Origin of the sequence: Stutzerimonas stutzeri (assembly GCF_000935215.1) — a bacterium.
Classification (GTDB): domain Bacteria; phylum Pseudomonadota; class Gammaproteobacteria; order Pseudomonadales; family Pseudomonadaceae; genus Stutzerimonas.
In genome coordinates this window covers 1-14,451 of sequence record NZ_JXXD01000014.1, presented here as the reverse complement: position 1 = coordinate 14,451, position 14,451 = coordinate 1, and the positions used below count along the sequence as shown (strand labels likewise).

The following is a 14,451-nucleotide window of genomic DNA, read 5'->3' as shown; positions in this document are numbered from 1 at the left end:
CATCAGCGTACGTTAGTGCGCGTTTTGCGAACGGGCCGACCTGACGAAAAATCGCCCTGCCCGGCTCCGCCTGGTGCGAATCAGAGCAGCCGTTCGATGCCATCCAGCGAACAGCAAGGTTTAAGCTCTGTCTGAAAAGCACCGCTATATATAGTGGCGATGGAGGTGAGGTCAAGCGCGGACCTGGTGGCCGCTGGCCAGCTCAACCTTCGAAAACGCTCGTTTCAGCTTCGATCAATGCGAAACGCGGGACCGTTTCGCCGTTGACTTCGACAGTCTCGATGAACATCGACAACGGGCGCACCCAGAGTCCACGTTCCCCATACAGCGCCTGGTAGAACACCACCGACTCCTCGGTCTCAGAGTGCCGCGCAACAGCGAAAACGCGATATTCCGGCCCCTTGTAATGGCGATAACGCCCCGGCTGCAACTGCATGCCTACCTCCACACAAATACAAAAAAGAAAAACCGGGGCACCAGGCCCCGGCTTCCATGCGCCAGCTGACATACCTTCGCCCATGAAACCCGAGGGCGTGGCGGTCAGCCTAGCGCAACCGCTTGCATCTGTCTGTCAGACGCGCTCGAAGACCGTACTGATCCCCTGCCCCAGGCCGATGCACATGGTGGCGATGCCGAGGGTACCGCCGTTCTGCTTCATCACGTTGAGCAGGGTGCCGGAGATGCGCGCACCGGAACAGCCGAACGGATGCCCCAGGGCGATGGCGCCGCCGTGCAGGTTGACCTTCTCGTCCATCTTGTCGAGCAGCTTGAGGTCCTTGAGCACCGGCAGCGCCTGCGCCGCGAAGGCTTCGTTGAGTTCGACGTGGCTGATGTCGTCCATGCTCAGGCCGGCGCGCTTGAGCACCTTCTGCGTCGACGGCACCGGGCCGTAGCCCATGATCGCCGGATCGACGCCGGCCAGCGCCATGGCACGGACCACGGCCATCGGCTGGATACCCAGGTCCTTGGCGCGCTGCGCGGACATGACGATCATGCAGGACGCACCGTCGGTGATCTGCGAGGAGGTACCGGCGGTGACGGTGCCGCCCTTCGGATTGAACGCCGGCTTGAGCTGGGCCAGGCTCTCGAGGGTGGTCTCGGGACGAATGGTCTCGTCGTAGTCGAACACCTTGAGGAAGCCGTTTTCGTCGTAGCCCTGCATCGGGATGATCTCATCCTTGAACAGCCCCTCGACGGTGGCCTTGTGCGCCAGGCGGTGCGAGCGCTCGCCGAAGGCGTCCTGCTGCTCGCGGCTGATGCCGTGCATCTTGCCGAGCATTTCCGCGGTCAGGCCCATCATTCCGGAAGCCTTGGCGGCATGCAGCGACAGCTGCGGGTTCGGGTCGACGCCGTGCATCATGCTGACGTGGCCCATGTGCTCGACGCCGCCGACGACGAACACGTCGCCGTTGCCGGTCTGGATCGCCTGCACGGCGGTGTGCAGCGCGCTCATGGACGAGCCACACAGGCGGCTGACAGTCTGCGCGGCGCTGGTGTGCGGGATGCGGGTCAGCAGCGAGGCCATGCGGGCGATGTTCCAGCCCTGTTCCAGGGTCTGGTTGACGCAGCCCCAGATCACGTCCTCGATCTCGGCCGGATCGATCTTCGGGTTGCGCGCCAGCACGCCTTCGATCAGCTGCGCGGACAGGGTTTCGGCGCGGGTGTTACGGTGCATGCCGCCCTTGGAACGCCCCATCGGGGTACGGCCGAAGTCGACAATGACTGCATCTCTCGGATTCAGGCTCATATCTTCACTCTCACTCGATTAACCGTAGAAGCGCTGGCCGTTGGCGGCCATCTCGCGCAGCTTCGCGGTCGGGTGGTACAGCGGGCCCAGGTCGGCGTACTTGTCGGCCAGCGCCACGAACTCGGCGACACCGACGGAATCGATGTAGCGCAGCGCGCCGCCACGGAAGGGCGGGAAGCCGATGCCGTAGATCAGGCCCATGTCGGCCTCGGCAGCGGTCTCGACGATGCCGTCTTCCAGGCAGCGCACGGTTTCCAGGCACAGCGGGATCATCATGTAGTTGACGATATCCTCGTCGGACAGCTCGCGGGTCTCGCTGACGATCGGCTTGAGCAGCTCGTAGGCCTCGGCATCGACCACCTTCTTCGGCTTGCCCTTCTTGTCCACTTCATAGGCGTAGAAGCCCTTGCCGTTCTTCTGACCGAGGCGGTTGGCCTCGTACATGACGTCGACGGCGGTCTTGCTGTCGTCCTTCATGCGATCCGGGAAGCCTTCGGCCATCACGTCGCGGCCGTGGTGGCCGGTGTCCATGCCGACGACGTCCATCAGGTAGGCCGGGCCCATGGGCCAGCCGAACTTCTCCATCACCTTGTCGGCACGCACGAAGTCGACGCCGTGGGCGATGGCGCGGGCGAAGCCGCCGAAGTACGGGAACAGCACGCGGTTGACCAGGAAGCCCGGGCAATCGTTGACCACCACCGGGCTCTTGCCCATCTTCTTGGCGTAGGCGACGGTGGTGGCGATGGCGGTTTCGCTGGTCTTCTCGCCGCGGATCACTTCCACCAGCGGCATCATGTGCACGGGGTTGAAGAAGTGCATGCCGCAGAAGTTTTCCGGACGCTTGAGCGCCTGCGCCAGGTAGCTGATGGAGATGGTCGAGGTGTTGGAGGCGATGATCGCATCCTCGCGCACCTGGCTTTCCACTTCGGCCAGCACGGCGTGCTTGACCTTCGGATTCTCCACCACCGCCTCGACGACGATGTCGACGTTGCCGAAGTCGCCATAGGACATGGTCGGGCGGATGGCATTGAGCGCCTGGGCCATCTTCTCCGCGGTCAGGCGGCCTTTTTCGACGCGCTTGCCGAGCAGCTTGGAGGCCTCGTCCAGGCCCATCTGGATACCCTCTTCGCGGATATCCTTCATCAGGATCGGCGTGCCCTTGACGGCCGACTGGTAGGCGATGCCGCCGCCCATGATGCCGGCGCCGAGTACGGCAGCGAGCTTCACGTCGCGCGCCTGCTTGTCGTAGGCCTTGGCCTTCTTCTTCAGCTCCTGGTCGCTGAGGAACAGCCCGACCAGGCTCTCGGCGACCGAGCTCTTGGCCAGCTTGACGAAGCCGGCGGCCTCGACTTCCAGCGCCTTGTCACGGCCGAAGTTGGCAGCCTTCTGGATGGTCTTGATGGCTTCGACCGGAGCCGGGTAGTTCGGGCCGGCTTGCCCTGCGACGAACGCCTTGCTGGTTTCGAAGGCCATCATCTGCTCGATGGCGTTGAGCTTGAGCTTGTCCAGCTTCGGCTGGCGCTTGGCCTGGTAGTCCAGCTCGCCGGAGATGGCGCGCTTGACCAGGTCCAGGGCTGCTGCCTGCAGCTTCTCGGGTGCGACCACGGCGTCGACCGCGTGCACCTTGAGGGCGTCTTCGGCGCGGTTTTCCTTGCCCGAGGCGATCCACTCGACGGCGTTGTCGACACCGATCAGGCGCGGCAGGCGCACGGTGCCGCCGAAGCCCGGGTAGATGCCCAGCTTGACTTCCGGCAGGCCGACCTTGGCAGTAGCGGACATGACGCGATAGTCCGCCGCCATGCACATCTCGAAGCCGCCACCCAGGGCGATGCCGTTGATGGCGACGACGGTGGGTACGCCCAGGCCTTCGAAATCGCTGAAGATCTTGTTGGCTTCGAGGTTGCCGGCGACCAGTTCCTCGTCGGGCAGCTTGAAGTTGTCGACGAACTCGGTGATGTCGGCGCCGACGATGAACACGTCCTTGCCGCTGGTGACGATCACGCCCTTGACCGACGCGTCGGCCTTGATGGCATCGACGGCCTGGCGCAGATCGTTGAGCGTGAGGCGATTGAACTTGTTGACGGACTCACCCTTGAGGTCGAAATTCAATTCGACGATGCCGCTCTCAAGAGCCTTAACCGTGATGGCTTTACCTTCGTAAATCATCAACTGATCTCCAGGTATGGAAACTGAACGTTACGTGTCTCACGTCTTCGGCCCGGACACGACCGTCGCCTGACCGGCGAAACGACACCCAGCGACACGATAATCCGGGTGACCGGCATTTGCAGAGGCAAACGCTCGATTCATACGCCCGTTTGATTTGGGTCGGCACACCTTCGGGGAAAAGCGCAGCGTTGTCAATCGGCTGGTTTACCTAAGCGAAAGACACCTGCAAGCGGGCATTTCGCGACCGCCTGGTCATCATCGACAGCGCCGATTCGCCGCCATTCACCGCGCCGATCCTTGCCGTGTGCCAGTCACCGACCGACGCCATGTTTGTCTGTTGAATCCTAGCCGCAGCCGACCAGGTACACTGGCGCCTCTCGCTCTTTGCCATCACCGGCCTTACCGGCCGCGAACCGAATCCGGAGTTACTGCATGTCCCACGCCCCCATCGCCCGCGCCGACACAGGCACCGATCCCTATCGCTGGCTGGAGAATCGCGACGCCGACGATGTGCTGGCGTACCTCAAGGCAGAGAATGCCTACCTCGAGGAACAGCTCGCCGACCAGTCCGAACTTCGCGAGACGCTGTTCCAGGAAATCAAGGGCCGCATCCGCGAAACCGACCTGTCCCTGCCGTCGCCTTGGGGACCGTGGCTGTATTACCAGCGCACCACCGCTGGCGACGAATACCCGCGGCACTATCGCTGCCCACGCCCGGTCGATGGCTCGCTCACCGTTGACGAGAACGCCGAACAGCTGCTGCTCGATCCCAACGAGCTGGCCGAAGGCGGCTTCCTCTCCCTGGGCGCGTTCAGCGTCAGTCAGGATCACAGCAAGCTGGCCTACAGCCTCGATCGCGAAGGCGACGAGGTCTACCGACTGTTCGTCAAGGATCTCGCCAGCGGCGACGTGACCGCCCTGCCCTTCGACGATTGCGACGGCAGCATGACCTGGGCCAACGACAGCCAGACGCTGTTCTACGGTGAACTGGACGACACCCACCGCCCGCACAAGATTTACCGCTATCGCCTTGGCGATACGGGCAGCCGCGAGGTTTATCACGATCCAGACGGGCGCTTCTTCGTGCATTGCTACCGCACCAGCTCCGAGCGCCAACTGGTCATCCTTTCCCACAGCAAGACCACCAGCGAAGCCTGGGTGCTGTCGGCGGACGAGCCGGAAGGCCAGTGGACGTGCCTGGCACCACGCCAGGAAGACCACGAGTACTTTCCCGATCATGGCCTCCACGAAGGTCAGTGGAGCTGGCTGATCCGCAGCAATCAGGCGGGCATCAACTTCGCCCTCTATCACGCAAGGGAGGCGCAGCCCGAGCGGGAGCATTGGCAGGAACTGGTCCCGCATGACGACGCGGTGATGCTCGAGGATGTCAGTCTGAATGCCGAGGCGATCACCCTGACCCTGCGCGAAAGCGGCCTACCAGTGATCGAAGTGCGGCCGCAGGGCGTGCAGCCCTATCGCCTGCAGCTGCCCGATGCGGCCTACAGCCTGCATGTACAGAATTCGCTGGAATTCACCAGCACAGTGATCCGCCTGCGCTACGAGGCGCTCAACCGCCCGGCGCAAGTCCGTCAGCTGACGCTGGCCGACGGCACGCAGGAAGTGCTCAAGGAAACGCCGGTGGAAGGCCCCTTTGATGCGGACGCCTATGAAAGTCGACGCATCTGGGCGACCGCTCAGGACGGCACGCAGATTCCCATCAGCCTGGTCGGCCGCCGCGACAGTTTCGGCAAGCCGGCACCGCTCTACCTATACGGCTACGGCGCCTATGGGCACAGTCTCGACCCCTGGTTCTCCCATGCGCGGCTGTCGCTGCTCGACCGCGGTTTCGTCTTCGCCATCGCCCATGTGCGCGGCGGCGGCGATCTCGGCGAGGCCTGGTATCGCGCCGGCAAGCTGGAACACAAGCCGAACACCTTCAGCGACTTCATCGCCAGCGCCGAGCAGCTGTTGGCCGATGGCTACACCACCTCAGAGCGCCTGGCCATCAGCGGGGGCAGCGCCGGTGGCCTGCTGATCGGCGCCGTGCTGAACATGCGCCCTGAGCTGTTTGGCGCGGCCGTCGCCGAGGTGCCCTTCGTCGATGTACTGAACACCATGCTCAACGCCGACCTGCCGTTGACCGTGACCGAGTACGACGAATGGGGCGATCCGAATCAGCCGGAGGTGCATGAGCGGATCAAGGCCTATGCGCCCTACGAAAATATCCGCGCCCAGGCCTACCCCGCGCTGCTCGCCGTGGCTGGTTACAACGACAGCCGCGTGCAGTACTGGGAAGCGGCCAAATGGGTCGCCAAGCTGCGCGCGACCCGCACCGACGACAACCTGTTGCTGCTCAAGACCGAATTTGGCGCCGGGCACGGTGGCATGAGCGGTCGCTACCAGGCGCTCAAGGACGTGGCGCTGGAGTACGCCTTTGTGCTCAAGGTATTCGGCATGGCCGGTTAGCACGCACGCGCGCGGCTCTTCGGATTGCGCTAGATATTCAGCCTCGGGGCCGACCGTGAAGCACGGCTGCCCCGCGCCGGTGTTAGCCGCGAAGCTCGTCCATCGCATTTCACGATTCGCGGTCAGGACCGCTCCCACGCATTGGCGCGCCCTGGATCGCTCCCCTGCATCCGTTTGGCTTCCCACAACAGCCATTACACCGCGTTGTCGCCAGATGCCGACCTGCGGCACCGAACAGCCTGCGCTGGCGAGAGTCATTCATTGAGAATGTCCTCGTCGGAGCCACCCATGAACAACAAGTCCTCGAACCACCAGAATCAGAACGTCCACGGCTGGGAGCGCGCCATGTCCCTGGCCGGCGGGCTGTATTTCCTTGCCAAGGGCCTCAGCCGCGGCGGTTTGGGCGGACTGCTGCAGCTGGGTATCGGCGGCCTGGCGCTGTCCCGTGGCGTAACCGGGCACTGCGAGGCCAAGCGCGTGTTCAATGAAATCAACGAACAGGCCGGCATGGCCGAAGGCCGCTCGCACCACATGCCGTTCGAACGCTCGGAAAAAGATAGTCAGCAACTGCAGGCCAATGCCGAGGCAGCCACCAACGGCACCACCGTAACCGGTAATGACAGCCTGAAAAGCCCGCCCGCCGGCGTCTGATCCCCGCGGCCATACAAGCGGGAAACATCGAGCCCGGCGAGTCGTGGCATTGCCGCCGGGCACAGGCTCATGGGTAGAGGCGACCGGCTGCGTGACTACGCTCCGGTCTCCCTTGCCTTCAGCGCTTCTTCACCACCTCATGAGCCTCGATCAGCTGATCGACCACGCCAGGATCGGCCAGGGTCGAGGTATCGCCCAGCGCGTCATAGTCGTCCGTGGCGATCTTGCGCAGCAGCCGGCGCATGATCTTGCCGGAACGCGTCTTCGGCAGCCCAGGGGCCCACTGAATCACATCCGGCACGGCGATCGGCCCGATCTCCTTGCGCACCCATTGCTGCAGCTCCTGCCGCAGCGCGTCCGTGGGCTGCACGCCACTGACCAAGGTTACATACACGTAGATCGCCTGTCCCTTCAGTGCATGCGGAACGCCCACCGCTGCCGCTTCGGCCACCTTGGCATGGGCGACCATGGCGCTTTCTATCTCCGCGGTGCCCATGCGGTGCCCGGACACGTTGAGCACGTCATCGACCCTTCCGGTGATCCAGTAATAGCCATCCTCGTCGCGGCGCGCGCCATCGCCGGTGAAGTACATGCCGCGGAAGGTCTTGAAGTAGATGTCGACGAAGCGGTCGTGGTCCTTGTAGATGGTGCGCATCTGCCCCGGCCAGGAGTCGAGGATCACCAGATTGCCCTCGGCGGGGCCTTCGAGCAGGTTGCCGAGGTTGTCCACCAACCCCGGCACCACGCCGAACAACGGGCGCGTTGCGGAGCCCGGCTTGAGCACAGTCGCTCCCGGCAGCGGACTGATCAGGATGCCGCCAGTCTCGGTCTGCCACCAGGTATCGACGATGGGGCAGCGCGATTGGCCGACCGTTTCGTAATACCAGTGCCATGCCTCGGGATTGATCGGTTCGCCCACCGTGCCGAGCAGACGCAGGCTGGAGCCGTCGGCCCCCTCCACCGCCGCGGCCCCCTCGGCCATCATGGCGCGGATCGCCGTGGGCGCCGTGTAAAGGATGTTCACCTTGTGCTTGTCGATGATCCGGGCGATGCGGGTAACGTCTGGATGATTCGGCACGCCTTCGTACATCAGCGTCGTCGCGCCGTTGGCCAGCGGACCATAGATCAGGTAGCTGTGCCCGGTGATCCAGCCGATATCGGCCGTGCACCAATAGACCTCCCCGGGGCGGTAGTCGAACACCCGCTCATGGGTTAGCGCGGCATAGAGCAGATAGCCGCCGCAGGTATGCAGAACGCCCTTCGGCTTGCCCGTGGAGCCGGAGGTATAAAGGATGAACAGCGGTTCCTCGGCACCCATTTCCTTCGGCGCGCAAACCTCACCGGCCACTCGCATGAGGTCGTCGTAGCAGATGTCGCGATGCGAGTGCCAGCGGATGTCCGCACCCGTGCGGCGCACGACGATGATCTTCTTCACACAGCTGGTCTGGGGATTGGTCAGCGCCTCGTCGACGTTCTCCTTGAGCGGCACGGGTTTGCCGCCGCGAATGCCTTCGTCGGCGGTGATCACGATCTTCGACTGACCATCGATGATGCGCCCGGCCAGCGCTTCCGGGGAGAAGCCACCGAACACCACCGAGTGGATCGCGCCGATGCGCGCACAGGCCAGCATCGCCACCGCGGCCTCGGGAATCATCGGCATGTAGATGGTCACCACGTCACCGCGATGCACATCCTGGCCGCGCAGCGCATTGGCGAACTTGCTGACTTCCTGGTGCAGCTCGCGGTAGGTGATCTCGCGGTGTTCGGAAGGATCATCGCCCTCCCAGATGATTGCCAGCTGATCGCCGCGCTCGGCCAGGTGCCGATCCAGGCAGTTGGCCGAGACGTTGAGCGTGCCATCGGCGAACCATTTGATATCCACATGGTGATCGTCGAAGGAGGTGCGCTTGACCTCGGTGAAAGGCCGGATCCAGTCCAGCCGCGCCGCCTGTTCACGCCAGAAGCCCTCGGGATTGATCACCGACTGCTGGTACATGGCCTTGTAGCTGGCTTCGTTGGTCAGTGACTGAGCGGCCACCTCGGGCCGAACCGGATATACGGACGCAGCGCTCATGGCAGTTCCTCGTCTGTCTTGTTGGTATGCAGAACCCTGTCCAGCAGGCGAACCCAATGACCAACCCAGCGCCTGTCAGACGGTGCACTCCAGCCAAGCACGCCACCCTTGGCGTATCGGCTTTGCTCAAGCATAGACCGCGCCTCACCGCATGGCGTGTGCACTGCCGCCATTTGCCGGAGCTTTCGCGTAGCTGAATGCTACGGCCCCGACACCCGCGGACGCGTTTTGCGGGCAAAAAAAAGCGGCCTCAAGGGCCGCTCGGTCAACCATCCGGTTGGAATACACACTTGTCCGATCACGCAGATAGACGCCGCCATTCTGTGCAGCCAGCGCCGTGGCCGAAACTGCACATTGGTCTAACAGACCATTGGCGGACTTGCCTCAGGGCGCAGAGTTGGCTGCGCGCGCGGCCTCGATCAGGTCCTTGCCGATATCGGCTTCGAACTTCTTCCACGCCGGCTGCACCGCGTCGCGCCACTTGTCGCGTTGCTGGTCGGTCAGCACCAGAATCTCGCTCTTGCCCGAATCGATCACACCCTGCTTGGCCTTCTCGTTCAGCGCTTCGGCCTGGCGATTCACCTCTGAGGTGACCTCATCGATGATCGCCTCCAGCTCGCCGCGCACATCCGCCGGCAGGCCGTTCCAGAACCTGGTGTTGGTGATCAGCAGGTAGTTGCCGATGCCGTGACCGGACTCGGTGATGTACTTCTGCACCTCGTGGTACTTCTGGCTGTAGATGTTCGACCAGGGATTGTCCTGGGCATTGACCACGCCGGTCTGCAGCCCTTGATAGATTTCGGCGAAGGCCATCTTGCGCGGTACTGCCCGCAGGGCGGTGTACTGGGCGGCCTGCAGGTCCGAGGGCTGCACGCGGAATTTCAGTCCGCGGGCGTCGGCCGGCTCGCGCAGCGGCTTGTTGGCAGTGAAGTGGCGCATGCCGTTGAGCCAGTAGGCCAGGCCGGTGATGCCCTTGTCCTCCATCGACTTGAGCATGGCGCGGCCCTTGTCCGACTGCTGGAAGCGCTGCGCCGCGGCCATGTCGTCGAACAGGAACATCAGGTCGAACAGCTGCAGCTGCTTGGTGTACTGCTCGAGCTTCGACGGTGCCGGCGCCGCAGCTGCACCTCATTCATCAGCAGCGCCTCCATCTCCTTGCCGTCGCCATACAGCGAGGAGTTGGCGAACACCTGCACTTCCACCTGGCCGGGCAGGCGCTCTTCCACGAGCTTCTTGAACATCAGCGCGCCCTGGCCCTTCGGCGTGCTGTCGGCGGTGATATGGGAGAACTTGATCAGGATCGGATCGGCCTGGGCGCCGAGGACGCTAAACAGCGCCGAAGCGGCGAGCAGACGGGTGATGCCACGGGTGAGTCGTGCCATGGAGAGCTCCGTTTTGTAGTTGTGTGAGCCATGCAGCTGGTCCGACTCTACCCCGCCGCCCCCGCGGACTGAATTGCTATTTGGCCAAGCAAGACTTCGCGTTTGGCGAAGGCAGCAGCGCAATCACCAGGCCCGGTGCGCTTCTTCAGCCATTGCCTTCGCGAGCGGTGAGGTGCTCGAGCATCTGCCTCGCAGTCACCGACAGGCTTTCCAGATTGCGCACGCCGAGCTTCAGCTCGCGCCGCGCCCAGGCATCGCTCAGCGGCACGATGGCTACATCCAACGCCGGCAGATAGTTGCGTACCACCTGCTCGGGCAGCACACCGATGCCCATGCCGGTGTGAATCATTCGACAGATCGCCTCGAAGCTGCGCACCTGGACGCGCAGACGCAGCGGCGTACCCATCTGTTGCGCCGATTGCTGCAGCAGGGCGTGCAGCGAGGCGTCCTGTTGCAGGCCAATGAAGTCGAAGCCAGCGGCATCACGCAGGGCGATTTCTGCACGCCCGGCCAGCACATGCTCGCGTGGCGTGACCAGCACCAGCCGGTCCTCGCGGTAGGGAAACACCTGCAGGTCCTCGGCCGGCATGTGCCCGGCGAAGATGCCGATATCGGTCAGCCCTTCGCGCAGGGCGCGCAGGGTGTCGCTGCTGACGCGCTCCTCCAGGTCGATCTTCACCTCCGGATGCTGGCGGGTGAAGGTACTCAGATCCTCGGGGAGGAACTCGATGACCGCCGAGGTATTGGCGTGGATGCGCACGTGGCCCTTCACTCCCTGGCTGAACTCGCTGAGATCGGCGTCCAGCTGTTGCAGGTTATCCAGCAGGTTGCGCGCGTGGTGCAGCAGTGCGTGCCCCGCCGGCGTCAGCTCGACGCCCTTGGGCTGGCGATAGAGCAGGCTGACGCCGAGCTGCCCTTCCAGATCGCTGACGCGCTTGCTCACCGCCGCGAGCGCCAGATGCTCGCGCTCGGCGGCGCGGGTCAGACTGCGGGTCTCGGCGATGGCGACGAACAGCCGCAGGGTGACGAAATCGATGCGACGCATATTGGATTCCCGTATTCGCGGTAGACGAAGCATGCGCTGCTCAACCTGAGCTTTTCAAAGCGCCTTTCGTCTTAGCCTTCGTGAAGCGCGAAACCTCACTTGGCCAACGGCCAATTGTCCGCTGGCCATGCGTCGGTCATGCTCGGCACCATGAATCAACCGGCACAGGTGTCGTGATGAGCGAACAGACAGACAAGAACCTGCCGCTGCAGGGCCTCAAGGTGATCGAGATGGGCCAGCTGATCGCCGGCCCGTTCGCCAGCAAGCTGCTCGGCGAATTCGGCGCCGACGTGATCAAAATCGAGCCGCCCAAGGTCGGCGACCCGTTGCGCAAGTGGCGCAAGCTCAAGGACGGCACCTCGCTCTGGTGGCACGTGCAATCGCGCAACAAGCGCTCGGTGACGCTGGATCTCAAGGCCGCCGAAGGCCAGGAAATCGTCCGCCAGCTGGTGGCCGAAGCCGACATACTGGTGGAGAACTTCCGCCCCGGCACGCTGGAAGAATGGGGCCTGGGCTGGGATGAGCTGTCGAAGCTGAACCCTCGGCTGATCATGCTGCGCATTTCCGGCTACGGCCAGACCGGTCCCTATCGCGACCTGCCGGGCTTCGGCGTGATCGGCGAAGCCATGGGTGGCCTGCGCCACCTCTCCGGCTATCCGGGCCAGCCGCCGGTGCGGGTTGGCGTCAGCATCGGCGATTCGCTGTCCTCGTTGTATGGCGTGATCGGTGTATTACTCGCCCTGCAGGAGCGCAACCGTAGCGGCCAGGGTCAGGAAATCGACGTGGCGCTGTACGAGTCGGTGTTCGCCATGATGGAAAGCCTCGTGCCCGAATACGACGCCTTCGGCTATGTCCGCGAGCCAGCCGGCAGCGCCCTGCCCGGCATCACCCCGTCCAACTCCTACCTGTGCAATGACGGCGCCTACGTGCTGATCGCCGGCAATGGCGACAGCATCTACAAGCGCCTGATGACCCTGATGGGCCGCCAAGACCTCGCCGATGACCCGCGCTTCGCCCACAACGACGGCCGCGCCCAGCACGCCGAGCTGATCGATGCCGCCATCGGCGAATGGACCATCCAGCACAGCCGCGACGAGGTGATCGAAGCACTCAAGGGCGCCCGCGTGCCGGCCGGCTATCCCTACACCGCCGCCGATATCGTGAAGGACCCGCACTACCTGGCGCGGCAGATGATCGAGCAGGTGCAGACCTTCGCCGGCCCGCTCAAGGTACCGGGCGTGCTGCCCAAGCTGTCGCGCACGCCAGGGCGCATCGGCGAAGGCGGCCCGCAACTGGGCGAGCACACCGACGACGTGCTGGCCGGCCTCGGCCTCACCGATTTACAACGCCAGGGCCTGCGCGAGCGGGGAGTCATCTGACACTGCTCGTAGGGTGGATGACGCTTTTTTCATCCACCGCGACATCCGGAAACGGTGGGATGGAGCTTCATCCACCCTACGAACTACAGCTCTACGTAGGGTGGACAACGCGAAGCTTGTCCACCAGCCAGCAAGCCACAACGGTGGATGGGTAAAGCGTCATCCACCCTACGCCCCAGGATTCACTGATGAACAAACTCCTGTATATCCATGAAGTCGCCACCCGCGACGGCTTTCAGATCGAAGCGAACTTCGTGCCGACCGAAGCCAAGATCGCCCTGATCGACCGCCTCTCGCAAACCGGGCTGGCGAAGATCGAGGTCACGTCCTTCACCTCGCCCAAGGCCATTCCCAACCTGCGCGACGCCGAGGACGTGATGCGCGGCATCCGCCGTGCGGAGGGCGTCGAGTACACCGTGCTGGTGCCCAACGTGAAGGGCTGCGAGCGCGCGCTGGCCTGCGAGGTGGACGAGATCAACCTGGTGATGTCGGCCAGCGATACCCACGGCCTGGCCAACCTCCGCATGACGCCCGAACAGTCGCTGGTGCAGTTCCGCGAAATCATCGAAGTCACTCGCGGCAGTGGCGTGTTCATCAACGCCTCGCTATCGACCACCTTCGGCTGCCCCTTCGAGGGCGACATGCCCGAGCGGCGCATCTATGAGCTGGTGCAACGCCTGCTGGAGATCGGCGTGCAGGGCATCACGCTCTGCGACACCACCGGCATGGCCGACCCGGCGCAGGTCGAGCGCATCTGCCGCGAAGTGCTGAACAGCTGGCCGCAGGCAGTATTCACCGCACACTTCCACAACACCCGCGGCATGGGCCTGGCCAACGCGCTGGCAGCGCTGAACGTCGGCATCGACCGCTTCGATGCCTCGCTCGGCGGACTCGGCGGCTGCCCCTACGCACCCGGGGCCAGCGGCAATATCTGCACCGAGGACTTGGTGCATATGTTCCAGCGCATGGGCCTAGACACCGCCGTCGATCTCGATCGCCTGCTGCAATGCGCCGCCGACCTGCCCCAACTAGTCGGCCACGACGTGCCGGGCGCGGTACTCAAGGCCGGCAAGGCCGATCGCCGTTATCCGAAACCGAAGTGGATGCAGGAAGCCGGCGTTTGACCGCTTGCGGGGCGGCGGACGGACGGTGTGGCGCTATGAGTGGTGGTTCAGTGGCGACAGGCACAACGCAAAGCCCGCCTGACGGCGGGATGCCCAGTGAAGTAATGGTTTTAGCGTTGTTGTGAAACGAGACTGTCGGCACAGGCGAGCCCTGCAGCGAAACAAGGCCGATAACAATCATGATCCTCGGGATCGCTTGAACGCTTGGCCCCCGCTGTGCGAACTACAGAATGGCCAGGGCAGCGCCCAGAACAGCCGGATATACGAATGCAACCGCGCTGACGCAGGTTCCGGAAAGCTATTCCTCACTGCCTGAGGGGGGAGTCCATAGGCTGTTATAAGTCGGGACGCTGAAACCCAGATAGAAAGGGCGGTTGCAGGAGCTGAGCGCAACACGGTTATTGAATTGAAGCC

The 14,451-nt window shown here is 63.8% G+C and carries 9 protein-coding genes and 1 pseudogene; 4 read left to right on the top strand and 6 right to left on the bottom strand.

Translation table 11 applies throughout. The annotated features are described in order from the left end of the window. Positions 1 to 202: 202 nt before the first annotated feature. The 3 genes from LO50_RS02025 to fadB all read right to left on the bottom strand — a co-directional run bounded on the left by LO50_RS02025 (position 203) and on the right by fadB (position 3,913). Complete coding sequence (locus LO50_RS02025) at positions 203 to 436, bottom strand: DUF1653 domain-containing protein (protein WP_014820599.1); 234 nt, start codon at positions 434 to 436, stop codon at positions 203 to 205. Between the two features lie 135 nt (positions 437 to 571). Continuing rightward, a complete protein-coding gene (gene fadA / locus LO50_RS02020) occupies positions 572 to 1,747 on the bottom strand; it encodes an acetyl-CoA C-acyltransferase FadA (protein WP_044313943.1) in 1,176 nt (391 codons plus the stop codon). Between the two features lie 18 nt (positions 1,748 to 1,765). After that, entirely contained in the window at positions 1,766 to 3,913 is a 2,148-nt protein-coding gene (gene fadB, locus LO50_RS02015; protein WP_044313942.1) for a fatty acid oxidation complex subunit alpha FadB, read from the bottom strand. Between the two features lie 435 nt (positions 3,914 to 4,348). On the opposite strand from fadB, the gene LO50_RS02010 reads away from it, so the two are divergent. Both LO50_RS02010 and LO50_RS02005 read left to right on the top strand, forming a co-directional pair. Then, positions 4,349 to 6,382, top strand: a complete 2,034-nt coding sequence (locus LO50_RS02010) for a S9 family peptidase (RefSeq protein ID WP_044313941.1) — start codon at positions 4,349 to 4,351, stop codon at positions 6,380 to 6,382. Positions 6,383 to 6,670: 288 nt separating this feature from the next. Then, entirely contained in the window at positions 6,671 to 7,033 is a 363-nt protein-coding gene (locus LO50_RS02005) for a YgaP-like transmembrane domain (protein WP_003285581.1), read from the top strand. A gap of 118 nt (positions 7,034 to 7,151) precedes the next feature. On the opposite strand, the gene acs is transcribed toward LO50_RS02005, so the two are convergent. The 3 genes and pseudogenes from acs to LO50_RS01990 form a co-directional block, all read right to left on the bottom strand. Continuing rightward, on the bottom strand, positions 7,152 to 9,107 hold the full coding sequence (acs, locus tag LO50_RS02000; protein ID WP_044313940.1) for an acetate--CoA ligase: 1,956 nt from the start codon (positions 9,105 to 9,107) through the stop codon (positions 7,152 to 7,154). Between the two features lie 384 nt (positions 9,108 to 9,491). Then, a pseudogene (locus tag LO50_RS01995) lies at positions 9,492 to 10,489 on the bottom strand (DctP family TRAP transporter solute-binding subunit). 145 nt (positions 10,490 to 10,634) lie between these two features. After that, a complete protein-coding gene (locus LO50_RS01990) occupies positions 10,635 to 11,534 on the bottom strand; it encodes a LysR family transcriptional regulator (RefSeq protein ID WP_044313939.1) in 900 nt (299 codons plus the stop codon). Between the two features lie 176 nt (positions 11,535 to 11,710). Between LO50_RS01990 and LO50_RS01985 the strand changes: the two genes are divergently transcribed. Beyond that, complete coding sequence (locus LO50_RS01985; RefSeq protein WP_044313938.1) at positions 11,711 to 12,913, top strand: CaiB/BaiF CoA transferase family protein; 1,203 nt, start codon at positions 11,711 to 11,713, stop codon at positions 12,911 to 12,913. A gap of 188 nt (positions 12,914 to 13,101) precedes the next feature. Beyond that, positions 13,102 to 14,037, top strand: coding sequence for a hydroxymethylglutaryl-CoA lyase (locus tag LO50_RS01980; RefSeq protein WP_044313937.1), 936 nt, complete (start codon positions 13,102 to 13,104; stop codon positions 14,035 to 14,037). Positions 14,038 to 14,451: the final 414 nt, after the last annotated feature.

Bases quoted from the DNA above. Each gene is read 5' to 3' on its own strand.
- LO50_RS01990 (WP_044313939.1), bottom strand. From the start codon at position 11,534: ATGCGTCGCATCGATTTCGTCACCCTGCGGCTGTTCGTCGCCATCGCC.
- LO50_RS02025 (WP_014820599.1), bottom strand. From the start codon at position 436: ATGCAGTTGCAGCCGGGGCGTTATCGCCATTACAAGGGGCCGGAATAT.
- fadA (WP_044313943.1), bottom strand. From the start codon at position 1,747: ATGAGCCTGAATCCGAGAGATGCAGTCATTGTCGACTTCGGCCGTACC.
- LO50_RS02010 (WP_044313941.1), top strand. From the start codon at position 4,349: ATGTCCCACGCCCCCATCGCCCGCGCCGACACAGGCACCGATCCCTAT.
- LO50_RS01980 (WP_044313937.1), top strand. From the start codon at position 13,102: ATGAACAAACTCCTGTATATCCATGAAGTCGCCACCCGCGACGGCTTT.
- fadB (WP_044313942.1), bottom strand. From the start codon at position 3,913: ATGATTTACGAAGGTAAAGCCATCACGGTTAAGGCTCTTGAGAGCGGC.
- acs (WP_044313940.1), bottom strand. From the start codon at position 9,107: ATGAGCGCTGCGTCCGTATATCCGGTTCGGCCCGAGGTGGCCGCTCAG.
- LO50_RS01985 (WP_044313938.1), top strand. From the start codon at position 11,711: ATGAGCGAACAGACAGACAAGAACCTGCCGCTGCAGGGCCTCAAGGTG.
- LO50_RS02005 (WP_003285581.1), top strand. From the start codon at position 6,671: ATGAACAACAAGTCCTCGAACCACCAGAATCAGAACGTCCACGGCTGG.